This window comes from Rhodococcus sp. NPDC059968, from assembly GCF_042738615.1.
Classification (GTDB): Bacteria; Actinomycetota; Actinomycetes; order Mycobacteriales; family Mycobacteriaceae; genus Rhodococcus_F.
The window spans coordinates 47,587-69,208 of record NZ_JBHWUE010000024.1; the positions used below are offsets into that span (position 1 = coordinate 47,587).

The following is a 21,622-nucleotide window of genomic DNA, read 5'->3' on the forward strand; positions in this document are numbered from 1 at the left end:
ATCCGCGCCCTGGCCGTCCGGTGCGTTGCACCTTGATTCGACATCTGTCAATATCGACGGATGTCGAATCAGGAGTTGCCGGACGGTGTGTGTTGCTCGCCGCTCGCGCGTGAACCACTGACCGAGGACTGGGCCGGGGATTTGGCCCGGATGTTCAAGGCCCTCGGCGATCCCGTGCGCCTGCGCTTGCTGAGCCTGATCGCCAGCCACGCCGGCGGCGAAGCCTGCGTCTGCGACATCTCCGCGTCGTTCGACCTGTCGCAGCCGACGATCTCGCACCACCTCAAGGTGCTCCGCGCCGCCGGCCTGCTGGACTGCGAGCGTCGCGGCACCTGGGTGTACTACTGGGTGATCCCCTCGGCGCTGCAGCAGTTGTCCGCGGTGTTGCTGACCGAGGGCGGGCCGGTCGTCCCGTCCGAGACCTGCACCTCCACGGAGGTGCCAGCATGAGCGAGGTCGCCACCGAACATCACGCCGTCGTCGGCAAACTCTCCACCCTGGACCGGTTCCTGCCGGTGTGGATCGGCGTCGCCATGGTCGCCGGACTGCTGCTCGGCCGCATGATTCCCGGGCTCGGGGACGCCCTGAGCGCCGTCGAGATCGACGGCATCTCGTTGCCGATCGCCCTCGGCCTGCTGATCATGATGTACCCGGTGCTCGCGAAGGTCCGCTACGACCGACTCGACACCGTCACCGGCGACCGCAGACTCCTCGTCGGCTCGCTAGTACTGAACTGGGTGCTCGGTCCGGCATTGATGTTCGCCCTCGCCTGGTTGCTCCTCCCGGATCTGCCGGAATACCGCACCGGCCTGATCATCGTCGGTCTGGCCCGCTGCATCGCCATGGTCATCATCTGGAACGACCTCGCGTGCGGCGACCGGGAGGCCGCCGCCGTGCTGGTCGCGATCAACTCGGTGTTCCAGGTGATCATGTTCGCCGTGCTCGGCTGGTTCTACCTGTCCGTGCTGCCCGGCTGGCTCGGCCTCGAGCAGACCACCATCGACACCTCGCCATGGCAGATCGCGAAGTCGGTGCTCATCTTCCTGGGCATCCCCCTGCTCGCCGGCTATCTGACTCGTCGTTTCGGCGAAAAGGCCAAGGGCCGCACCTGGTACGAAACCAAGTTCATCCCGAAGATCGGGCCCTGGGCGCTCTACGGACTGCTGTTCACGATCGTGATCCTCTTCGCGCTGCAGGGTGACCGGATCACGTCCCAGCCGTGGGACGTCGTCCGGATCGCGGTCCCGCTGCTGGCGTACTTCGCGATCATGTGGGGCGGCGGCTACGCGCTCGGCGCCGTCATGGGTCTGGGCTACGAACGCACCACCACCCTGGCGTTCACCGCCGCGGGCAACAACTTCGAACTCGCCATCGCCGTCGCCATCGCCACCTACGGCGCCGCGTCCGGGCAGGCCCTGGCCGGAGTCGTCGGACCGCTGATCGAGGTTCCCGTCCTCGTCGGCCTGGTCTACGTGTCCCTGGCACTACGCTCCCGGTTCCGCGCGAAGCCCCCGTCCGCCACGAAAGGCTCACTCTCATGACCACGCCCAGCGTGTTGTTCGTCTGTCTTCACAACGCCGGCCGCTCCCAGATGGCCGCCGGATTCCTCGCCCACCTCGCCGGTGATCGGATCGAGGTCCGCTCCGCCGGGTCCGCCCCGGCCGAGACCATCAACGCCGCCGCAGTCGAGGCCATGGCCGAGATCGGGATCGACATCTCCGACCAAGCCCCGAAGGTCCTCACCCCCGGGGCCGTCGAAACCTCCGACGTGGTCATCACCATGGGCTGCGGCGACGCCTGCCCCGTCTTCCCCGGGGTCAGCTACCGGGACTGGGCGCTCGACGATCCGGCAGGCAAGGGCGTCGACGCGGTTCGTCCGATCCGCGACGACATCAAGGCGCGAGTCGAAGCCCTGATCGCCGAGCTGGTCCCCGCCACCGCCTGAGCCGCGAACCGGCGCGAGCTGACGGTCAGATCGCGGTCTCCTGCGCCGACAGTGCCATCCACGTGCCGTTCTGCTGGATGAACACATCGGTGAAGCGTTCTCGCGCCAGCACATTGCCCGACTCGGTGAGGGTGTTGACGCCGTGGATCACGGCGGTGTCGCCGACGATGTCGACGGTTTGCTCGCTGGCATTCATCGTGAACGCCACGGGTACGATGCTCGCGATCTCCTCGTCACGACCGAGCAGTGTGCCCTCACTGGTGATGTGCTTGAAATCGGGACTCAGGATCGATTCGATCGTGTCGCGGTCACCGGCAGTGATGGCCGTCAGCCACCTTGCCTCCTGAGCGAGAACCGCGTCCTGCTCCTCGATCGCGCTGACCGATGCAGTCGCCGACATCGATACCGACGCCATCTCAGTCGTGTCGCCGCCGCATCCGGTCAGTGGACCAAACACCAGCACCGCGACGCCGACGCCGATCGCTTTTCGTGTCACGCCGACGTTCATACCGTCTCCAGGTGGCCGCGGGTTTCGGTCTCACACAACAGTGACACAAGCCGACCCGCCCGCGGCCGAGAACTACGGAGCCGTCGCCTCAGAACTCGATCTTCAACACTCGACTGGTCGGCTTCGCCTGGCAGCCGAGGATGTAGCCGTCGGCGACGTCGTCGGGGTCGAGGGCGTCGGTGACGCCGGGGTTCACGGTTCCCTCCACGAGGGTGCAGGCGCAGGCGCCGCATTCGCCTTCGCGGCACGAGTAGGGAGCATCGATGCCGGCATTGACCATGACGTCGATCAGTGTGGCGTCGGCGGGCCACGACAGCACGTGGGTGTCACCGTCGAGAGCCACTTCGACGGTGGCGGAGTCTGCGTCGTCGGCGGGCGTGAGAGTCCGGATCGGGGCGAACGGGTCGCCGTCGAGGGACTTGAATTCCTCGATGTGCACCCTGTGCCGGTCGTATCCGATGCCGGTGAGGGTGTCCTTGACCATCGCCATGAACGGTGCGGGGCCGCAGACGAATACGTCGCTGTCCTGACCGCCGCCCGCGAAAGTCGCGAGACTCTCCGGAGTCGGTAGCCCCGACTCGCTTTCGAGCCGGTGCTCGACGGTCAGCCGATCCGGGTACCGCTCGGTGAGGCCGAGGAGTTCGCTACCGAAGATGATCGATCCGTGATCCCGGTTGGCGTAATATAACGCAACTGTGCCGGTGGAGGATTCGAGCACCGCCTTCAGGATGGACATCACCGGTGTGATCCCGCTGCCGGCGGCGAACAGGCGGAAGTGGCCGTCGAGGCGGTGGGGTGTGAACGTTCCCGACGGCGGGAGGACATGGACGTCGTCACCCGCGGTGACGTTGTCGCACAACCAGTTCGAACCGTATCCGTCGGCGGTGCGTTTGACGGTGACCTTGATGCGATCGTCGGTGAGCGGGCAACTCGCGATGGAGTAGCAGCGTGCCACCGAACCGGTGCGATCGCTGGGGATGCGGATGGTGAGGAATTGTCCGGGTCGGTAGGCGAACCGGTCGGCGAGGTTGTCGGGTACGTCGAGGACGAGGGACGACGCGTCGGGGGTTTCTTCGATCACCTCGGCCACGCGGACGGTGTATCCGAGGGATTCGGGTGCGAGGGTTGTCATGGCGGTTCCTTCGTGTCAGCACCTCAGGGCATGGGAACTGACGGATGCCTGCATGCACGCAGGGTCCGGGATGAGGGTGTTCGGTCAGCGATGTTCCGGCGCGGTGACCGGGGGCGGGAGTGCACGGAACCAGACCTCGCCGAGGGCGCGGCCGAGTTCGTCGATGCGTTCACGTTTCGGGGTGGATGCGGGCAGGCCGACGTGGACGTACGCCATCTGCTCAGTCATGCATCCGAGCGATTCGGCGAGGAGGTCGAGGTCGGTCTCGCCGATCTCCCCGCGGTCGTGCAGTTTCTGCAGCCAGCGCCGGGTGCGCGAGATGAAGTCCTCACGCAGTTTCAGCCACAGTTGCTGAAATCCCTCGTTGGCGCTGGCCGCGGCGGCTTCACGAAGCAACCGCAGGATGTGCCGGTGCCGGGAGTACGCGTGCAGGTAGGTGATGTTGACCTCGATCAACGCCTCGAGTTCGCCGCTGGTGGTGGCTTTACGGCTGGTGGCCTCGGACAGTTCCTGCAACCCCGTGTGCATGGCGGCGAGGAACACGTCGTCGAGGTCGGTGAAGTGCCGGTAGAAGTTCCCCTGCGCGGTCTTGGCCCGGTGGGTGATGTCGGAGACCCGGGTGCGGGTGTAGCCGTATTCGCTGAAGCATTCGATCGCGGCCTGCACGATGCGTTCGCGGGTGAGTTCCCCACGCCGGTTCGGCCGCTTGGGTGCGGGTGCGGCGGGATCGATCAGGCCGGCGTCGGTGTAGACGTCGTCGAGCGATCGCGGCGTGGCCGGGTTCTGTGTGGCCATCTCTAGTTCCTCGCCTTCCCCCGCGTTTGCGAACAAGATATCACTAACCATGGTTGTCGCATCGTGCTGACCTCGCGTTATGCCCGCTCGAGCCGTTCCGCGCGCAACGGCGCCAACGGGTGATCCACCGGAACCTCGTCGGGCAGGTAGCTCAGCAGTTCCGACAGATGTTCGTCCGTGTCCGCCTCGTCGTCCGAGTGCATTGCGTCCCCTTCGTACACCGAACCGGTGGCGCCGTCGACGGTCACCGTCAGCCCGGTCAGCGTCGCGACCGTGCCCGCTCCGGCGCCGACCACGCACGGCAGCCCGATCTCCCGGCACACCAGCGCCGCGTGCGAGGTGCTGCCGCCGAGTTCGGTGACCACGGCGACGGATTCGAACATTGCAGGGACGTCGTCGGGTGCGGTGGACGGACGCACCAGCACCACCGGCGTGCCGGCCGCCGCCAAGTCGAGGGCTTCGTCGAGGTCGCTGACGGCCTGACCGACGGCCACGCCCGGGCCGGCAGCGGTACCGGTGGCAAGCACCGTGTGGCCGGCGCGCACGCCGCTGGTGTTCGCCAGGCTCGCAGCCTGTTCCGTGGACACCCGGGTCAACGCCTCGGCGGGGGAAATGACCCCTTCTCGGGCCAGGTCGACGGCCACCCGCACGGCGGCGCGGGGCGAGCGTTTCCCGGCCCGGCACTGCAGGATGTAGAGCCGGCCGCTCTCGACCGTGAATTCGATGTCGACGAGGTCGCGGTGTTCGCGTTCGAGGATGGCCGCGATGCGCTCGAGCTCGGGGTAGGTGGTGGGGAGGATCTCGCTGACCGACTCCAGCGTCGCGGGGGTCTTCTCCCCGGATACGACGTCCTCGCCCTGTGCCTTGGCCAGCCACTCTCCGTAGAGCACGTTGTCGCCGGTTGCGGGGTTGCGGCTGAACATCACCCCGGTACCGGACTGCTCGTCGCGGTTGCCGAACACCATGGCCTGCACGGTGACTGCCGTTCCCGCGCCGGCGCCGAGGTTGTGGCGTGCGCGGTAGGCCTTGACGCGCTCATTGGTCCAGGAGTCGAAGACGGCACCGATCGCGGCCCGCAGCTGTTCGACCGGGTCGGTCGGGGGCTGGGCGCCGGGGGTGCCGACGACGATGGCGGCGTAGCTGTGGCAGAAGCGTTCCCACGTGTCGTTCGCCCATTGCGGGTCGCCGGTCTCCTCGGCCAGGACGGTGCACAACTCCGGGTTCAGGCCGAGGTTGAGGACGGTGTCCATCATGCCCGGCATGCTCTGGGCGGCGCCGGACCGGACGGACACCAGCAGCGGGGAGGGACCCGCGCCGAACCGGCGGCCGGTCTCGGATTCGAGGCGGCGCAGGTGGGTGAGCACGTCCTGCCAGATCTCGTCAGGCAGTGATCTCCCGCTGTCGTGATAGATCGAGCAGACATGGGTGGGCAGGGCGAACGCCGGCGGGACCGGCAGACCCATCGCCCGCATCTTGTTGACGCTGTAAGCCTTGCCGCCCAGTTCGTCCCGCGTTCCGGGGAAGGTGCCGTCGAGGGTGATCACGTCGCCTGGGAGCGTTGCAGAGGAGGTCATATCGAGAGTCCTTCGAAAACGGGGGATTTGGCGGCTGCTCGGGTGGCGAAGAGCCCACCTTCGACGGGAATGTCGATGCCGTTGAGCCAGGAGGCGGCCGGGGAGAGCGCGAATGCGACCACCGCGGCGATCTCGTGCGGGTATCCGTGCCTGCCCACAGCATCGCGCGAACGCTGCATCGCATCGGTGCCCATGCTCGCCTCGAAGTCGGCCAGGATCGGTGTCTCCACCGGCCCCGGACTCACCGACAGCGCCCGGATGCCGTGTGTGGTCAGCTTCGCGGACAGCAGTTGCGTCCAGTCGATCAGTGCGCGTTTGGAGGTGTCGTACGCGTCCGGGCCTTTGACGGGGTGATCCCTCAGCCAACTCTGGAGGTCGGTGCGGTCCCGCACCCGCAGGAGTTCGTCTATCGCGTCCGGTGGTTGGGTGTTGCGTTGGGCGGCAACGGAGGCGACGTTGACGATCGCCGCGCCCGCTGCCATTCGCGGGAGCAGTTGTTCGGTGAGGAGGCGGGCTCCGAGGAGGTTGACCGTCAGCACGGTCTGCGCCGCGGCCGTGCCCGGCACACCCGCGACGTTGGCCAGTCCGGCGACGTCGGCGGGCAGGGCGGCGACGGCGTCGCCGATCGAGGCGGGATCGGCGAGGTCGCACACGATGCTGTGCACCGAACCGAGCGGGCAGTCGCGGCGGTCGAGGGCGAACACCGTTGCGCCGGAGGCACTCAGCTGGTCGGCAAGTGCGAGGCCGATTCCCGACGCGCCGCCGGTGACGACGACGTTGCCGGTGACACTGTTTCCGGTCATGCCATTACCGCCGTCACGTCGGTGAACTCCTCGATGCCGAGGTGGCCGAGTTCGCGGCCGTAGCCGGAATCCTTGATGCCACCGAAGGGGACTGTGGGCCGGTTACGGGTCCGGACCCCGTTGATCTTCACCTGCCCGACGTCGAGTCGCCCGGCCACGGCGCGGGCGCGTTCGACGTCGCCGGACCACACTTCGGCGGACAGACCGTACGCGCAGTCGTTGGCGATGCGGACGGCGTCGTCGACGTCGGTGTAGATCTGTACGGCGAGGACCGGGCCGAAGATCTCCTCACGGATGGCGCGGGCGTCCTCGGGCAGGCCGGTGATGATGGTGGGATCGACGAAGTAGCCGGTCGGGCAGGCCTCGGACGGTTTGCCCGTGCCGGTCAGCAGGTGCCCGCCGGCGGCCACGGCGTCGGCCACGTGATCGAGGACGCGGTCACGTTGGCGCGCCGAGACGAGCGGACCCTGCCGGGTGCGGGGGTCCGCCGGGTCACCCAGAATCTGCTGCGCGACTGCGCCTTCGATGATGTCGACGGCGTCGCCGGCCAGGTGCTCCGGGATCAGCAGGCGGGTGGTGGCGTTGCAGGCCTGGCCGGAGTTCACCAGCCCGGACGTCACCGCTCCGGCGAGCGCGGCCTGCAGGTCGGCGTCGGGTAACACCACCGCCGGGGATTTGCCTCCGAGTTCGAGGGTGCAGCGGGTCAGTGTGGCGGCTGCAAGCCCGGCGACAGCGCGGCCGGCGGCCACACTGCCGGTGAAGGAGACGTGTGCGAGGTCCGGGTGCGCCGCCAGCGCGGCCCCGGTGACCGCGCCGGTTCCGGTCACGACGTTGAACACCCCGGGCGGAAGTCCCGCCTCGAGGAAGAGCCGAGCGAGAGCGTTCGCGTCGTACGGGGTCATCTCCGACGCCTTGAGCACCACCGTCGATCCGGCGGCGAGAGCCGCCGAGACCTTGGCGACGATCTGGTGGACCGGCATGTTCCACGGCGTGATCGCGCCGACCACCCCGCTGCCGCGACGGACCAGGGTGGCGCCGTCGATGTCCTGCGACCACGGGAAGGCGCGGGCGGTGCGGGCCGTGGCCCGCAGCACGTCGGCGGGCAGGTGCGCCTGGGTGACCTCGGCCAGCGAGATCGGCATTCCCATTTCCCGGCTGACCAGCGCGGCGATCGCCGGCCCGTCACGGGTGAGCAGATCCGCCGCACGGTCGAGCAACTCCGCCCGCTCGGTGACGTCGGTGCGCCGCCACGCCGGGTGGGCGGCCGCGGCCGACCGCACGGCGTCGTCGACGACCTCGGATCCGGCGTCGACGACCTCACCCATCACGGTCTCGGTGAACGGGTCGATCACCTCGATCACCGGCCCGGCCGGTACGAACCAGTCGCCGTCGATCAGGCAGCCGGCCCTGTCGAGTAGATCAGCCACGGCGCCGCTCCATCATCACGGGAAGGGACTTGATGCCGCGGAAGAAGTTGCTCTGCAGGCGCTTCGGGGCATCGACCACACTGATGTCGATGCCGCGTTCGACGAGCGCGGTGAAGAACAGCTTCGCTTCGAGACGCGCGAGATGCGCTCCGAGGCAGGCATGCTCACCCCAGCCGAAACCCAGGTGTTCGTTCGGGAATCGATCGGCGCGAAACACGTTCGGCTCGTCGAACACACGCTCGTCCCGATTCGCCGAGCAGAACCACATGACGACCTTGTCGCCGGCCCGGATCGTCTTGCCGTGCATCTCCACATCCCGGGTGGCGGTGCGCCGCATCGACAGCACCGGCGAGACCCACCGCACCATTTCCTCGACGGCGGTCCGGATCTTGCCGGGGTTCTCACGGAGTTCCTCCCACCACTCCGGGTTCTCGTGCAATGCCAGGACACCGCCGGAGAGCAGATTCCGGGTGGTCTCGTTGCCGGCGACCATCAGGATCAGGTAGTACGCGTCGAGGTAGCCGCGGCTGAGCGGGACGCCGTCGAGTTCTGCCGCGGTGAGCACACTGACCAGGTCGTCGGCCGGGCAGGCGCGCCGCTCCTCTTCGAGGGCGCGGAAGTAGGCGAAGACCTCGTCGCGGGCGCGGACCGCGGTCTCGGGCCCCTCGGAGTAGTCGGGGTCTTCCGACGCCATCTGATTGGTCCATCGCAGCAGGTTGGGGCAGTCCTCGAGCGGGGCGCCGAGCAGTCGGCCGATCATCACCAGGGGAAGCTGCGCGGAGATTTCGGCGACCATGTCGATCGGTCCGGCGCCGACGGCCTTGTTCAGCAGTCCGTCGATGACCGCCTCGATGTCCGGGACCAGCGCCTTGACCTTCGCCGGACGCACGTGCGGGGTGACGATCTTGCGCAGCGGGCCGTGTTCGGGCGGGTCGACGTGGTGAATGCTGCGCGCACCCTCACCCTCGGCGCGGCGGCTCGCGATCTGCGTTCCCTCGGTGACGGTGAAGGTCTCGTGGTCGGAGGCGACGGCCTTGACGTCGGCGTACCGCGTCACCGACCAGAAGCCCGGTCCGTTCGGCTCCGCATTCCAGTGCAACGGATCGTGTTCGCGCAGTTGCGCAAACACGTCGTCGGCGTACCCGGATTCGAAGGCCCGCAGGTCCATCAGGTTGATATCACTGCTGGTTGTCATTGGATGTCTCCCGTCACGGTCACGTTCGTTTGTGACATCTGTTTCACTAAATCACAGATCGGCCTTTTTGCAAACACCCCTTGTACGATGAGCCGATTCGCTTGTAGCCTGACCTTGATAGTGACTAACCATTCACAAAAAGAGGTCTTGTGTACCCACCCGCAATCGCCGCCGAGCACCCCGATTCCCGCGCGTTCGTGATGGCCGGTTCAGGCGCCTCGCTCACCTACCGCCAGCTCGACGAGCAGTCCAACCAACTCGCCCATCTGCTGCGCAGCCGGGGTGTGTCGCCTGGCGACTCGATCGTGCTGGTGCTGGAGAACCGGATCGATTGGCCCGTGATCGTCGCGGCGGGCATGCGCTCGGGCCTGTATGTCACACCAGTGAATTGGCACCTCGGCGCCGCCGAACTCGCCGCCCTCCTCGAGGAAGCGTCGCCGGACGCAGTGGTGACCAGCGAGTTGCTGGCCGAGACGGTTGCCGAGGCACTCCCGGCCGGTCGCCCCGCGGTGATCCTGTGCACGGACCCCGGCACCCGGTTCGAACACCTCGCCGCGGCGATCGCACCCCACCCGACGACACCGATCGCCGACGAGCGGTTCGGTGCCCGCGTCCTCTACAGCGGTGGCACGACAGGCAGACCGAAGGCGTTCCGGCAGAAACTGCTCGACATCCACCCCGCCGATGCACCCTCCCGCCACGCCGGGCTCGCCGCAGAACTGGGCATCGACTCGGACACCGTGCTCCTCTCGCCCGCCCCGAACTACCACGCGGCACCGTTCACGTTTCAGCTCATGACGATGGCCGCGGGCGGCACGGTCGTATGTATGGAACGCTTCGACGCCGCGGCGGCGATGGCCGCGATCGACGCCCACGACGTCACCCATTCGCAGTGGGTGCCGACCATGTTGCTGCGGATTCTCCGGCTGCCGGACCGCGAGTCCATCACGCTGTCGCCGACGCACACCACCGCCTTCACCTCCGGCGCGCCGTGCCCCGCGGAGGTCAAGGAACAGATCAACCAGTGGTGGGGGCCGATCCTGCACGAGTACTACGGCGCCTCCGAGGGATACGGGCACACCTACGTCTCCGCCGCCGAATCCGCCGATCACCCCGGATCGGTGGGCAGGCCCCTCGGTGGCACAACTGTGCACATCACGGACGACGAGGGAACACCGCAGCCGGCCGGCGAGATCGGCAAGGTGTGGTTCGAGCCGCCGGTGTCGAGCGTGTACGTGAACTCCGGCGACGCCGCCGCCACCCGCTGGAAAAGCATGGGCGACCGGGGCTATCTCGACGAGGACGGGTTCCTGTACCTCGTCGGGCGCGAGAGCTTCATGATCATCTCCGGCGGGGTCAACATCTACCCCGAGGAGATCGAGGCAGCCCTGCTACGCCACCCGGACGTCGTCGACGCGGCCGTGTTCGGGATTCCCGACCCCGAATTCGGCGAGCAGGTCAAGGCCATGGTCGAACTGCGCGAGGGCATTTCGACGGCCGAGACCACGGAAACCCGACTCATCGATCACTGCCGGGCAACACTCGCCACCTACAAGGCACCGCGATCGATCGACTTCGTCGAGCGCCTCCCTCGACTTCCGACGGGCAAACTCAACAAGAAGGCACTGCGCTCGCCCTATCTCGCCGGCTCGTAACCGGTGCACGACCCTTTTCGCCGACCGAATCGAACAGGAGCCAGATCATGGTTCACACCCAGCAAGACCAGCTCGTCTTCGACGTCCTGCACTCCCTGCGCGTGAAGGGCCTGGCCGGTGACGGCGTGCTCAGCGCGCTGTCCGGCGTCGCGGTCGAGGACCTTCCGGCGGTGGTCGACCCGCTCGTCGAGCAGGGTTTCGTCGTACGCAGAGAAGGCCGGATGGCGGGATCGATGCTGACCCCCGCGGGCAAGGCCGAACATCTGCGCGTCCTCGCCTCCGACGCCGGCACCGCCGGCGGCTCCGGCGCATTGAACGCCTTCTACGAACGCTTCCTGCCGGTCAACTCGGAGTTCAAGCAGGTGTGCCGGCGTTGGCAGATGCGCAGCGACGACACCCCGAACGACCACTCCGACCCCGCCTACGACGAGGAGGTCGTCGACCAGCTCGCGGCGACGGACGCCGAACTCCGGCCACCGCTGCAGGACCTGGCCGAAGCCCTGCCGCGTTTCGCGCGATATCTGCCCCGGCTCACCGCCGCACTCGACCGTATTCGCTCCGGCGACAATGCGGCGTTCGCCCGGCCGATGTACGACAGCTACCACGACATCTGGATGGAATTGCACGAGGATCTCATCCTCAGCTCCGGTCGCACCCGGGGCGCGGCCGACGAGGGCTGACCGACCGACGAACAAGGGAGTGGCCGGTACGCGACCGGCCACTCCCTTATTCGTGTCTTGCGATCGATGCGTCCCCCGATCGGCGTGTCTACCGATCGGCGGCGAGCGGCAGGCGAGTTTCGACGTACGCGGCGACGTCGAGGTCCTCCGGCGCACTGACGACGGCCTGCAACGCGCTGATCGCCACGTAGCCGTCGCGCACCAGCGCCGAATCGGTGCCGGTACCGAGGCGTTCGGTGTTGGCGTAGCGCAGCAGTCGCACGGTGTCGGGGCTCTTCTCGAACGTCAACCCGAGCAGTCCACGCGGGGCGAGTGGCGCGATGCGCGCACCCTCCAGGGCGGTCAGGTCGACGTCCGGAACGTTGACGTTCAGCACCGTCCGCGGGGCACTGTGCGCGATCATCCACCGCGTGACGTCGACGGCGACCCTGCTCGCCGTATCGAAGCGGTGCTCCGGCGGAAACCCGCAACTGACGGCGAGCCCGCGGACTCCGAGCGTCGATGCGGTCAACGCCGCGGCCACCGTGCTCGAGTTCAAGACCATGCGACCGGTGTTGTGGCCGGGATTGATACCACTGACGACGAGATCGGGGGCAGGTCCGAAGACCCCCGCGCACGCGGAGAACACGGCGAAGGCCGGCGGGGCGTCGAAGCTGATCGCCTCCACCCCGGGAAGGTGCTCGAACCGGCGATGCTCGTACGCGATCGCCGCGCCGTGCTCGAGGGTGCCCAGGGATGAACCGCTGCCACTGCACTCCTCGGCCGGAGCCGCGATCGTGATGTCGTATCCCTCTGCCAGCAGTGCCGTCGCCAGTGCGTGAAGCCCGGGTGCGTCGATCCCGTCGTCGTTGGTCACCAAAATGCGCATGCGAGCGCTCTCCTTCCGGCCGACCTCCACGACAGACGCCAGCAAACCTCGTATCGAACGATTGTGACTTAGCATTCACACTTCTGTCCATAGGGGGAGCCGGATCTCCCGAACTCGCTGCAGCAAACGACCCCGTCAACCCTTGACAACGTGATGCCACTCACATAAGAATGTGAACTTACAGTCGCTAAACGAAGCGGCGTAGACATCGCTCCCGGCGCAGACCGGTATTACGCACTCCTGTCCTGAAAGAAGGCATCACATGGCTGAGTGGCCCATCAACGACACCGTGTCGAAGGTGTTTCCCCTGTACTCGCGAGCGAACGTCGGGGAGATCTTTCCCGATCCGATCAGCCCGCTGAACGCCTCGGCGGGATTCCAGCACAATCTCGAACCCGGCTGGCGTGACGCCTTCGTCGACTGCAAGGTCTGGGATCACGACCTCTACGACGCGACCGTCGAGAAGAACATCCTCCCCGCCTTCGGCAGCTACCTGTACATCAACATGTCGTTGATGCGCCTCTTCGGTGTGCGCATTCCGGGCATGTCGCCCGAAGCGGTCGACCTGCAGTATTTCGGCGACATGCCCGGCATCCCCAGCTACGAGAGCGAGAAGCGCGACTTCGACGAGAACCCGGAATTCGAGGCCCGCGCCGGAGCCTGGCTCGTCGAAGAGGTCATCGGTGCCACCGACCTGTCCGAGTACGACGCCGACCGGCAGGATGTCGAGCGCATCCGAGCCGACCGTCCGGACATGACCACACTGACGGATCAGCAGTTGCGCGAGCGCATCACGTCGTTCGACTACATCCTGCGGCCGCTGTTCAAGCGCCACATCGAAGCGAGCCTGAAATCCGGTGTGGGGCTGGGTGCGGTCGCCCAGATCGCCGCGGCAGTCGGACGGCCGGAACTCGCGTTGACCCTCGTCGGCGGCATCGGCGACGTCGACTCCACCGGACCCTCCAAGCGGATGTGGACCCTGAGCCGCTCGGCCCAGGCCCCCGCCGTGGCCGCCCTGTTCGACGCAGGCAGCACCGATCTGTACTCGCGACTGTCGGCGAGCACCGATGCCGCCGTCGTCGCGTTCCGTCACGATCTCGATGTGTTCTTGTCCGACTGGGACTTCCGCGGTCCCGCCGAATGGGAGATCCGCGCCCAGACGTGGGGAGTGAAGCCGGCCCTGGCGCTGGCCACCATCGACCGGATGCGCCAGGTCGGCGACGGCGAGGCCCCGGACGGCAAGGGCGTCACCCGCTCCCAGGAACGTGAAGCTGCGGCCGCGGCGATTCGGGAACTTCTGGCCGAAGACCCGGAGACCTCCGCCCAGTTCGAGGCGACGCTCAATGCGGCAGCGCTCTGGCTGCGCGGCCGCGAACGCGGTCGCACCACCGCCGCCATGGTGATCCACGAAATCCGTCTCCCGGCACGGGAGCTCGGGCGCCGCGGAGTGGCGGCCGGGGCCCTCGACAGCGTCGAACAGAGCTTCATGCTGTTCGCCGACGAACTCGACGACTACCTGACCGATCCCGCCGCGTTCACCGACATCGTGCGCGAGCGGGAGAAGAGCTATCTCGAACTCTTCGACGTCAAGCCGCCGTTTGTCGTGTCCGAAGAGGTTCCGGCCCTGGAGAACTGGGAACGCCGCTCCAGTGGCGCCGGCGCGGCCCTCACAGCCGGTGACTCGATCGTCGGAGTGTCCGGCTGCACCGGCATCGCCCGCGGCCGCGCACGGGTCCTCACCACCGCGGACGACCCCTCCGCGCTCGAGCCCGGGGAGATCCTCATCGCCCCGATCACCGACCCGTCCTGGACGCCGCTGTTCGTCGCCGCTTCTGCCGTGGTCGTCGACGTCGGAGCCCCGTTCTCCCACGCCGCGATCGTCAGCCGGGAAATCGGGATCCCCTGCATCGTCTCCGCCACCGATGCCACCAAGAAGATCCCCGACGGAGCCCTCGTCGAGGTCGACGGCACCACCGGCACCGTCACGGTCATCGAGGCCGCGAACTGACGACGCTGATTGCGTGGGGGAGCTGACACCGCTACCGCTCGATCACCGACACCGTACCGTCGTCTGCGTTCGGGACGAACGCCGTCCGGGTCGAGGGATCCACTGCCACGTCGTGAGGACTCCCGCCGGCCGTGATCGTATCTGTGACGGTATGGGTTTCGGCATCGATCACCGACACCGATCAGTTCAGCCCGGTCGTCGCGACGTACAGCGCATGGGTCGACGGATCGACGCCCATTCCCCCGGGCCGGTTCCCGACCTCGACGGTGGCGGAGACGGTGCGGGTTTCGGTGTCGATGACGGACACTGAACCGTCGTCGACGTTGGCGACGTAGAGAGTGTGGGTCGACGGATCCCCGTCGATGCCCTGGGGCGCGGCACCGACGGGGATCGTGGCCGTGACGACCCGGGATGCGATGTCGACCACCGACACCGCGCCCTCGGCCAGGCTCGTCACGTACGCGGTGTGGGTTGACGGATCCATCGCTACCCCAGCCGGCGCCCGACCCACCTCGATGGCGCTGATGCCGCCGTCGGCGGCGATCATCGACAACAAGTCGTCGCGGCTGCTGGTGACGTAGGTGGTCCCGGTGGACGGATCCACCGTCACATCGAGGAGTGGCCCTTCTCCGACACTCACCGTAGCGGTGACCGTGGGATTCCCCACCGGGGCGTCGTCGACGGCGGAGTCGCTTCGCGACTGCCCGCATGCCGCCACGGTGAGGATCATCGCGGCCACGGCAATCCCGGGCGTTCGCGTCCTACGTCGCCTATGAACGCCGACCATTCCGTCCACGACGTCTCCCGTCGACTCGGATCACCCGTATTCGCCATTCTGTCACCGTCAGCGGTGCGGAATGTCCGAGTTGGGTCGACCGGCCCCTTCGTCGAAGCGAGGATGGAACTCACGCGGCTCCTGCTTGGTCGATGCTCATACCTCGGGTTTCACGAGCACCGAGCATGACGGGTCCCAGGCACACAAGGAAGATCGCACAGATGAGCCAGAACGGTGCACTCGATCCCAGCGTCGTCTGCAGGAAGGGAATCGACGCGACGACGAGGACTCCACCGAAGCATCTGCTCGCGGATTCGACGAATCCGGCGGCGGTTCCCCTCGCATGGGTGGGGAATTGCTCGGAGGTGAACAGTTTGGTGAAGGGCACCAAGCCTGTGCAGAAGAACGCGCTGACAAGCCCGCATGTGACAGCGAGTGCAATGTTCTGAGACAGTGCGAGCGTACTGAATCCGAAGATGGCGCCGACGCTGTAGAGGAGGAAGGTCTTCTTGCGGCCGAGCCTGTCGGCGAACTGTCCCACCGCGATTGCCCCCACTGCGCCGGAAATGATGATTCCGATGGTCGTGACCAACGCTCCCCGGGTTGTCATCCCCATATCCGCGTACATGACCGAGGCGTAGACCAAGAGCACATAGGCGCCCGCGCTGGCACCGGCGCAGATCAGCAGGCACAGCAAGAATCTCCCGAGCAGTGGCCTGCGAAACAGTTCGGTTGTCCCGCTGCCCCGTTCGATGCCGGCCTCGTACTCGGTCCGCACGACGGCCGCAACCTCGGGGTGCACGAGCTCATCCTCGTGCCTGTACCCGGCCTCGCGTTCCAACTGCTCGACCAGTGCCCGCGCTTCGCCTCCGCGACCCTTCAGCAACAGCCACCGAGGGCTTTCGGGCAGATTCCGATAGATCAGCGGCACCGCGAGGATCGGCAGGCCACCGAGGAGGAACAGGATGCGCCAGGCCAGATCGACCGGCAGATGACCGACCATGATGAGGGCTGCCGCCTGCGGAACCAGATAGCTCAGCGCGAGCACCGCAGACGCCGCCGCGATCATTCTGGCGCGGGATCGGGTACCGAGCAGTTCGGAGAGCATGAGGTATGGAATGGGAAAGACCGCACCCAACGCGAGTCCACCGAGAACACGCATCGCCATGATCCACCCGACGTCTGCCGACACTGCGCACAGTGCCGAGAACAGCGAGAACAGCGAAACGCCCCAGAGCAGCACACTTTTACGGCCGTATCGGTCGATGATGCGGCCGGCGAGGGCTGCGCCCACGATGATGCCGCCGGTGGACGCGATCCCGAGCTGAGCGGTTCCCTGAGCCGTCAGACCCCAGGGCTCCTTGACGAGCAGCAAGATCGGGCCGATGACCCCCGTTTCGAATCCTTCGGCGACCCAGATGACGGTCACGAGAATGGTTGTCAGCAGAGCTGTCCGCGTCATCGGCAGCCGGTCGAGACGCGACAGCAGGTTGGCAGTCACCAGGACATCTGGCACCGCAGTGGTTTTGTCCATGACGAACCTCCTTGGGTGTATTCGGGGTCGACGAAGTCCGCGACCGGCACCGGTCGACAGACGCGGACCTGGGCACAGATTCAGTGATGGGTCATTCGGTGCCGAGGATCATCACCATGTACGCGGACATGACCATTCCTCCGGCCTGTACGAGACAGGTACGCGCATCCGGGACCTGGCGTGCGGCGCATTCGCCGCGCAGCTGACGGACAGCCTCGATCATCAGCTGCATACCGAACTGACCGGAATGATTGAAGGAGAGTCCTCCGCCGGAGGTGTTCAGCGGAAATGTCCCGCCGGGCGCTATTCGCCCGCCGCCGACGAATGTGCCGGCACCACCTGGTTCACAGAACCCCAGCCCTTCGAGCGCGACGAGCACGTTGATGGTGAATGCGTCGTAGATCTGTACGATGTCGATGTCCTGGCGGTCGAGCCGCGCCATCGTCAGTGCGTCGTCGGCGATCTCGCGTAGCGCTCCGTTGTCGAGCCAGTCCTCGGTGCCGAGCGGGGTCATATGATGTCGATAGGTATCACCGAAACCTCGAATCGACACCGGTTTCTGCGCCAGATCGGCGGCACGCCCCGCACTCGTCAGGATCATGGCGCCGGCGCCGTCGTTGATCTGGCAGATGTCGAGCTTGCGGAGTGGGTCGGCAATGACCGGTGACGCGAGATAGTCCTCCATGGTCAGGGGTTCCCGGCGTGCCGCGTTCGGATTGAGCTGCGCCCACCGGCGAGCGGCGAGGGCTACCTCCCCGAGATGCTCTGGCAGGCAGCCGAAACGGCTCGAGTACAGCTGGGCCAGCATGGCGTAGTACCCGACCGGATTGAGCATTCCGTACGGCGTCGCGAACTGGCCCATCGGTGAGCGCGGGTCCTGGACGATGCCTCCCCGCGCGCGACTCTTGTCCAGATGCTGGGTGCTGCCGTAGGTGACGAGGGCGACCTCGCACAGGCCTGTCTCGATCGCCGCCATCGCATGAACCAGGTGGGTGATGTTGGACTGGCCGCCGACCACCGTGTTGTCGACGTACCGTGGGTGAATGTCCAGGTACTCCGACACGAGCAGTGCGTTCGCGCGGTCGTCCCAGTGAGCGAAGACCCCGTCGACGTCGGCCGGGCCGAGCCCGGCCTCGAGCATCGCCAGGCGGGCGGCGCGGCATTGCAGCGACAGCGCCGTGGCACCTACCGGTGCCTTGCCCAAACCGGCCTCGCCGACCCCGACGATGGCATACCGCCCCGCTAGTGCTTTGTTGTCCGCCATCTCTCAGTCCGCCCGCAGGTGTGCGGCGATGATCTTGGCGCGGACATCCTTTTTGAGGACCTTACCGACCGCGCTGCGCGGTAACGACTCCCAGAACTCGACCCTCTTGGGCGTCTTCATGCTGCCGAACCGGTTGCGGCACATCTCCATTATGTTCTCGGCGGTCGCCTCGGACTCCGACTTCAGTTCGATCACCGCGGTGAGCCGCTCACCCCAGTCCTCGTCGGGCACACCGACGACCGCACAATCCTGCACGGCGGGATGCGACCAGATCAGCTGCTCGATCTCGCTGGGGTAGATGTTGAAACCGCCGGAGATCACCACGTCTTTCGTCCGATCGACGACATAGAGGTATCCACTCTCGTCGAAGACCCCGATGTCCCCGGTGTGGTGCCAGCCGAAGCGGTGAGCTTCGGCATTGGCCTCGGGATTGTCGAGGTACCCGGGACAGACCAGCTCACCTCGGACGACGATTTCCCCGCGCTCACCGGCCGGGACGAAGTTGCCGCCCTCATCCATCAGCGCCACCTCACAAGCCCCGGTCGGCCGGCCTGCCGACGCAAGGTGCTTCACACCCGCGGGATAGTCGCGGAGGTAGTGATCCTGCCGAGACAGGCACGTGATCACACCCGGTGCCTCGGACTGACCGTAGAACTGGACGAAGACCTGACCCCACAGCTTCAGTCCTTCCTCGAGCTTGTCGACGGACATGGGTGCGGCGCCGTAGATGACGTACTCGAGGGAGGAACAATCGCGTGTTTGGGCATCGGGATGCGCCAGGATCCGGTAGATCATCGTCGGCGGTAGGAACAGGTGCGTGACGTGCTCTCGCTCGATCAGTTCGAGGACTGTCGCGGGATCGGTCGACGGCGCGATCACATTGCGGGTGCCGAAGGCCGAGAGCCCCATTGCCGTCGCCCCCGCAGCGTGGGTCAGCGGTGCAACCACCAGGTGCACCGGATCCTTTGCGGGTGAGGTGAACTGGTTGGCGATCCGGTAGGCGGCGAGCAGACAGCGGTGGCTCTGCATGATGGCCTTCGGTCGGCCGGTGGTGCCTCCGGACGACTTGATCAGCGCAATGTCGTCGAGGTCTCGTCGGGTGTTGCAGGTCTGTCCGCTGTGCTCTCGATTCCAGGCCTCGGTGCTGAGCCCGAGCGCAGTGTGCTCGCCGAACGCGATACAGGCTGTGAGCGTGGGTACTTCGGCCCGGATCCGCTCGATGTGGGGGAGGTACTGCTCGTGGTACACCAACGCCGACATCTTCGTGAATCGCATGAACCAGATCAGGTCCTCGATCTGATCGCGGGCGTTGAGCGGTACATAGGTGGCGCCCGCGCGCAGGATGCCGAGCATCGCGACGAAGCCGTCGGGATGGTTGGGGGACAGGATTCCGATCCTGCTGGTCGCCAGTCCTTCCCGGGTCAGTCCGTGCGCAATCGCGTGTGAGGCGACCACGACGTCCCGGTAGCTGAGTCGCAGTGTGTCGGACTGGAGAAACGTTCGCTCCGGGTACCGGGCGGCACCCGTGTCGAAGTAGTCGGTGATCATCGGTCGTCCACCTCTGTCAGAGTGAATTGGGGAAGGATCGTTTCGGCGCTGATCCGTTCGAAGCGCACTTCGACGCGGGCACCGACGCGGATGCGATCGATCGGGCAGTCCACGATGTTGGTCAGCAAGCGCACACCCTCGTCGAGTTCGATGACGGCCACGGCATAGGGAACCTTGTCCGCCATCGACGGATTGGCCGGAACCCGGCAGACCGTGAACGTGTAAATGCTCCCCGCTCCCTCCGAGTCCACCCATTCGAGGTTCTCGGAGAGGCAGGCGGTGCAAAAGGCGCGGGGGTAGAACTGATGACGCCCGCACTGCTCGCAACGTTGGACCACCAGGCGTTCCTCCCGGGCCGCATCCCAGTACGGCGCGGTCTCGGCGGTGGGCCGGGGTTCCGGTCGTACCGGGGTGTCAGCCATTGGCCCGCAGTTCGACTCCGGGGGCCACCAGGCGCACGTTGTGCTTGCTCCGCATCCGTCCGAGGCCGGCCACCAGTTCCACGATCGACTGCTGGACGGAGAAGGTGTCCTCGACCGGGACGAGTGCGTCGATCTTCTGGTCGCCGTACATGTACCGCAGGATCATCTCATCCGGCGACAGGTGTCCGTACCGCCTGCGCAGTTCCGGCAGGATCGGGTCGAGTTGTGGCGGTGTCTCGGATATGTCGCGCGACCCGTTGTTCATCACGAGGTCCTTGACGTTGTCGTCGACGGGCAGCGGCAGCGCACCGAAGTATCCGCACACGTACTTCTTCACTTCGACCGGAACCACGGCGTAGCGCTCGGGGTTCAGGACGTTCATGACGGCCTGGGCGGCGACGATGGCCGGGAATGGCGTAGCCATGACCGGGGAACCCAATTCCTCGCGAACCCGCCCGATCTCCTCGATCACCGTCGGCAGTTTGTCGGCAATTCCGGCGGCCTTCAGCTGAGCCTCGAGATTCGTCATGGCGCCACCGGCGTACTGCGTCTGGTAATTTGCCGGGTCGTACTCCGCGGGGACTCCGACGGGGTAGTCCAGTTGCGCGGCGAGCTTGCCCAGGTAGTCCCCGACCTCGTCGAGTGATCGGTCGTCGACATCGACGTCGAACCCCAGGGCGCGCAGATCCCGGGCCATCATCTGAGCCGACGGCAACGAGTTGCCGTTGGCCAGCGGATCGACGGCGGTCAGGATTTGATCCGCTCCGTACACGGCCGCTTCGAGCGCGACCTGCGGACCCATCCCGGTCAAACAGTGCGTGTTCAGCTCCAGCCGGGTGTCGCCGATCGCCGCGCGCAGCGCCGGTACCAGCGTCCGGGTGCGTTCGACGGTCAGGCTGCCGCCCGCGTCGGCAAGACAGATCGTGTCCACGCCGAACCGGTCGATGACCTCCCGTGCCTGCCGGACGTAGAAATCGTCGTCGTAACCCGGTGCGAGGTTGAACACGAGAGCAATCGTGACCTTCGCGCCGAGCCGCTTCGCGATGCGGATCCCGGGCGCCACATTGTCCCACGAGTGCAGTGAGTCGAGGACCGCGAAGTCACGGATGCCGTTGACGAACATCCGCTCGATGAACAGCTCGTTGATGTCGGCCGGTTGCGGGTAGAAGCCGTGAAGCAGGTTGCTGCGGACGGCCGCGCGTAGCGGAACCGTCGTGATCCGATCTCCGAGCAGCCGCACCCGTTCGAACGGGTCCTGATTCAGGAACAGGACTCCCGCGTCGAAGCCGACCATCGCGATGGCCTCGACGGAACCGAAGCCCGCGCCGGCGATCTTGCTCGCGATGGGCAGCATGTGTTCGGTGCGCATCCGGGTCGCCCACAGGCACTGATGCGCATCCCGTAGCGTGCCGTCGGTGAGGGCGATCGTCCGGCGTTTACCCGTCCGGGTGAATTCGGCCTCGACGAGGTGACGAAGGTTGGTGAGCAA

General features: G+C 66.6%; 21 protein-coding genes. 6 read left to right on the forward strand and 15 right to left on the reverse strand.

The window, feature by feature from the left end:
• Nucleotides 1-60: 60 nt before the first annotated feature.
• The 3 genes from ACFWAY_RS20560 to ACFWAY_RS20570 are packed head-to-tail and all read left to right on the forward strand — an operon-like array spanning nucleotide 61 to nucleotide 1,945.
• Nucleotides 61-450, forward strand: a complete 390-nt coding sequence (locus ACFWAY_RS20560; protein ID WP_378511885.1) for an ArsR/SmtB family transcription factor — start codon at nucleotides 61-63, stop codon at nucleotides 448-450.
• Nucleotides 447-1,541, forward strand: coding sequence for an ACR3 family arsenite efflux transporter (gene arsB / locus ACFWAY_RS20565; protein WP_378511886.1), 1,095 nt, complete (start codon nucleotides 447-449; stop codon nucleotides 1,539-1,541). Before ACFWAY_RS20560 ends, arsB begins: the two co-directional genes overlap by 4 nt.
• Nucleotides 1,538-1,945, forward strand: a complete 408-nt coding sequence (locus ACFWAY_RS20570) for an arsenate reductase ArsC (protein WP_378511887.1) — start codon at nucleotides 1,538-1,540, stop codon at nucleotides 1,943-1,945. The genes arsB and ACFWAY_RS20570 overlap by 4 nt, the downstream gene beginning before the upstream one ends.
• A gap of 25 nt (nucleotides 1,946-1,970) precedes the next feature.
• Here ACFWAY_RS20570 and ACFWAY_RS20575 read toward each other — a convergent pair whose 3' ends face one another.
• From ACFWAY_RS20575 to ACFWAY_RS20605, 7 genes are all read right to left on the reverse strand, one after another.
• Nucleotides 1,971-2,441: a nuclear transport factor 2 family protein gene (locus ACFWAY_RS20575; protein ID WP_378511888.1), complete on the reverse strand. Its 471-nt coding sequence runs from the start codon at nucleotides 2,439-2,441 to the stop codon at nucleotides 1,971-1,973.
• A 100-nt stretch (nucleotides 2,442-2,541) separates the two neighbouring features.
• The gene (locus ACFWAY_RS20580; RefSeq protein ID WP_378511889.1) at nucleotides 2,542-3,585 is read right to left on the reverse strand and encodes a 2Fe-2S iron-sulfur cluster-binding protein; all 1,044 of its coding nucleotides are present in this window, start codon (nucleotides 3,583-3,585) and stop codon (nucleotides 2,542-2,544) included.
• 84 nt (nucleotides 3,586-3,669) lie between these two features.
• Nucleotides 3,670-4,380, reverse strand: coding sequence for a TetR/AcrR family transcriptional regulator (locus ACFWAY_RS20585; protein WP_378511890.1), 711 nt, complete (start codon nucleotides 4,378-4,380; stop codon nucleotides 3,670-3,672).
• Nucleotides 4,381-4,457: 77 nt separating this feature from the next.
• Entirely contained in the window at nucleotides 4,458-5,954 is a 1,497-nt protein-coding gene (locus tag ACFWAY_RS20590) for a pyruvate, phosphate dikinase (RefSeq protein ID WP_378511891.1), read from the reverse strand.
• On the reverse strand, nucleotides 5,951-6,757 hold the full coding sequence (locus ACFWAY_RS20595) for a coniferyl-alcohol dehydrogenase (RefSeq protein WP_378511892.1): 807 nt from the start codon (nucleotides 6,755-6,757) through the stop codon (nucleotides 5,951-5,953). Before ACFWAY_RS20595 ends, ACFWAY_RS20590 begins: the two co-directional genes overlap by 4 nt.
• Nucleotides 6,754-8,184: an aldehyde dehydrogenase family protein gene (locus tag ACFWAY_RS20600; RefSeq protein ID WP_378511893.1), complete on the reverse strand. Its 1,431-nt coding sequence runs from the start codon at nucleotides 8,182-8,184 to the stop codon at nucleotides 6,754-6,756. The genes ACFWAY_RS20595 and ACFWAY_RS20600 overlap by 4 nt, the downstream gene beginning before the upstream one ends.
• Entirely contained in the window at nucleotides 8,177-9,379 is a 1,203-nt protein-coding gene (locus ACFWAY_RS20605) for a cytochrome P450 (protein WP_378511894.1), read from the reverse strand. The genes ACFWAY_RS20600 and ACFWAY_RS20605 overlap by 8 nt, the downstream gene beginning before the upstream one ends.
• A gap of 149 nt (nucleotides 9,380-9,528) precedes the next feature.
• On the opposite strand from ACFWAY_RS20605, the gene ACFWAY_RS20610 reads away from it, so the two are divergent.
• Nucleotides 9,529-11,034: an AMP-binding protein gene (locus tag ACFWAY_RS20610; protein WP_378511895.1), complete on the forward strand. Its 1,506-nt coding sequence runs from the start codon at nucleotides 9,529-9,531 to the stop codon at nucleotides 11,032-11,034.
• A 47-nt stretch (nucleotides 11,035-11,081) separates the two neighbouring features.
• Nucleotides 11,082-11,714, forward strand: coding sequence for a MarR family transcriptional regulator (locus ACFWAY_RS20615; protein ID WP_378511896.1), 633 nt, complete (start codon nucleotides 11,082-11,084; stop codon nucleotides 11,712-11,714).
• Nucleotides 11,715-11,802: 88 nt separating this feature from the next.
• Here ACFWAY_RS20615 and surE read toward each other — a convergent pair whose 3' ends face one another.
• Nucleotides 11,803-12,582 (reverse strand): 5'/3'-nucleotidase SurE, encoded by a 780-nt coding sequence (surE, locus tag ACFWAY_RS20620; protein WP_378511897.1) that lies wholly within the window; start codon nucleotides 12,580-12,582, stop codon nucleotides 11,803-11,805.
• 262 nt (nucleotides 12,583-12,844) lie between these two features.
• Here surE and ACFWAY_RS20625 point away from each other — a divergent pair, with 262 nt between their 5' ends.
• Complete coding sequence (locus tag ACFWAY_RS20625) at nucleotides 12,845-14,590, forward strand: PEP-utilizing enzyme (RefSeq protein ID WP_378511898.1); 1,746 nt, start codon at nucleotides 12,845-12,847, stop codon at nucleotides 14,588-14,590.
• 31 nt (nucleotides 14,591-14,621) lie between these two features.
• On the opposite strand, the gene ACFWAY_RS20630 is transcribed toward ACFWAY_RS20625, so the two are convergent.
• The 7 genes from ACFWAY_RS20630 to ACFWAY_RS20660 form a co-directional block, all read right to left on the reverse strand.
• Entirely contained in the window at nucleotides 14,622-14,768 is a 147-nt protein-coding gene (locus ACFWAY_RS20630) for a YncE family protein (protein ID WP_378511899.1), read from the reverse strand.
• 3 nt (nucleotides 14,769-14,771) lie between these two features.
• Nucleotides 14,772-15,320 carry a YncE family protein gene (locus ACFWAY_RS20635; protein ID WP_378511900.1) on the reverse strand — a complete coding sequence of 183 codons (549 nt, stop codon included), beginning with the start codon at nucleotides 15,318-15,320 and terminating at the stop codon, nucleotides 14,772-14,774.
• Between the two features lie 175 nt (nucleotides 15,321-15,495).
• Nucleotides 15,496-16,899, reverse strand: a complete 1,404-nt coding sequence (locus ACFWAY_RS20640) for an MFS transporter (protein WP_378511901.1) — start codon at nucleotides 16,897-16,899, stop codon at nucleotides 15,496-15,498.
• Between the two features lie 91 nt (nucleotides 16,900-16,990).
• Nucleotides 16,991-18,163 (reverse strand): hypothetical protein, encoded by a 1,173-nt coding sequence (locus ACFWAY_RS20645; RefSeq protein WP_378511902.1) that lies wholly within the window; start codon nucleotides 18,161-18,163, stop codon nucleotides 16,991-16,993.
• A gap of 3 nt (nucleotides 18,164-18,166) precedes the next feature.
• Complete coding sequence (locus ACFWAY_RS20650; protein ID WP_378511903.1) at nucleotides 18,167-19,711, reverse strand: class I adenylate-forming enzyme family protein; 1,545 nt, start codon at nucleotides 19,709-19,711, stop codon at nucleotides 18,167-18,169.
• On the reverse strand, nucleotides 19,708-20,133 hold the full coding sequence (locus ACFWAY_RS20655; RefSeq protein WP_378511904.1) for a Zn-ribbon domain-containing OB-fold protein: 426 nt from the start codon (nucleotides 20,131-20,133) through the stop codon (nucleotides 19,708-19,710). The genes ACFWAY_RS20650 and ACFWAY_RS20655 overlap by 4 nt, the downstream gene beginning before the upstream one ends.
• A complete protein-coding gene (locus ACFWAY_RS20660) occupies nucleotides 20,126-21,622 on the reverse strand; it encodes a pyruvate carboxylase (RefSeq protein ID WP_378511905.1) in 1,497 nt (498 codons plus the stop codon). Before ACFWAY_RS20660 ends, ACFWAY_RS20655 begins: the two co-directional genes overlap by 8 nt.

Bases quoted from the DNA above. Each gene is read 5' to 3' on its own strand.
- ACFWAY_RS20560 (WP_378511885.1), top strand. From the start codon at position 61: ATGTCGAATCAGGAGTTGCCGGACGGTGTGTGTTGCTCGCCGCTCGCG.
- arsB (WP_378511886.1), top strand. From the start codon at position 447: ATGAGCGAGGTCGCCACCGAACATCACGCCGTCGTCGGCAAACTCTCC.
- ACFWAY_RS20570 (WP_378511887.1), top strand. From the start codon at position 1,538: ATGACCACGCCCAGCGTGTTGTTCGTCTGTCTTCACAACGCCGGCCGC.
- ACFWAY_RS20580 (WP_378511889.1), bottom strand. From the start codon at position 3,585: ATGACAACCCTCGCACCCGAATCCCTCGGATACACCGTCCGCGTGGCC.
- ACFWAY_RS20585 (WP_378511890.1), bottom strand. From the start codon at position 4,380: ATGGCCACACAGAACCCGGCCACGCCGCGATCGCTCGACGACGTCTAC.
- ACFWAY_RS20590 (WP_378511891.1), bottom strand. From the start codon at position 5,954: ATGACCTCCTCTGCAACGCTCCCAGGCGACGTGATCACCCTCGACGGC.
- ACFWAY_RS20595 (WP_378511892.1), bottom strand. From the start codon at position 6,757: ATGACCGGAAACAGTGTCACCGGCAACGTCGTCGTCACCGGCGGCGCG.
- ACFWAY_RS20605 (WP_378511894.1), bottom strand. From the start codon at position 9,379: ATGACAACCAGCAGTGATATCAACCTGATGGACCTGCGGGCCTTCGAA.
- ACFWAY_RS20615 (WP_378511896.1), top strand. From the start codon at position 11,082: ATGGTTCACACCCAGCAAGACCAGCTCGTCTTCGACGTCCTGCACTCC.
- surE (WP_378511897.1), bottom strand. From the start codon at position 12,582: ATGCGCATTTTGGTGACCAACGACGACGGGATCGACGCACCCGGGCTT.
- ACFWAY_RS20625 (WP_378511898.1), top strand. From the start codon at position 12,845: ATGGCTGAGTGGCCCATCAACGACACCGTGTCGAAGGTGTTTCCCCTG.
- ACFWAY_RS20635 (WP_378511900.1), bottom strand. From the start codon at position 15,320: ATGATCCTCACCGTGGCGGCATGCGGGCAGTCGCGAAGCGACTCCGCC.
- ACFWAY_RS20640 (WP_378511901.1), bottom strand. From the start codon at position 16,899: ATGGACAAAACCACTGCGGTGCCAGATGTCCTGGTGACTGCCAACCTG.
- ACFWAY_RS20645 (WP_378511902.1), bottom strand. From the start codon at position 18,163: ATGGCGGACAACAAAGCACTAGCGGGGCGGTATGCCATCGTCGGGGTC.
- ACFWAY_RS20650 (WP_378511903.1), bottom strand. From the start codon at position 19,711: ATGATCACCGACTACTTCGACACGGGTGCCGCCCGGTACCCGGAGCGA.
- ACFWAY_RS20655 (WP_378511904.1), bottom strand. From the start codon at position 20,133: ATGGCTGACACCCCGGTACGACCGGAACCCCGGCCCACCGCCGAGACC.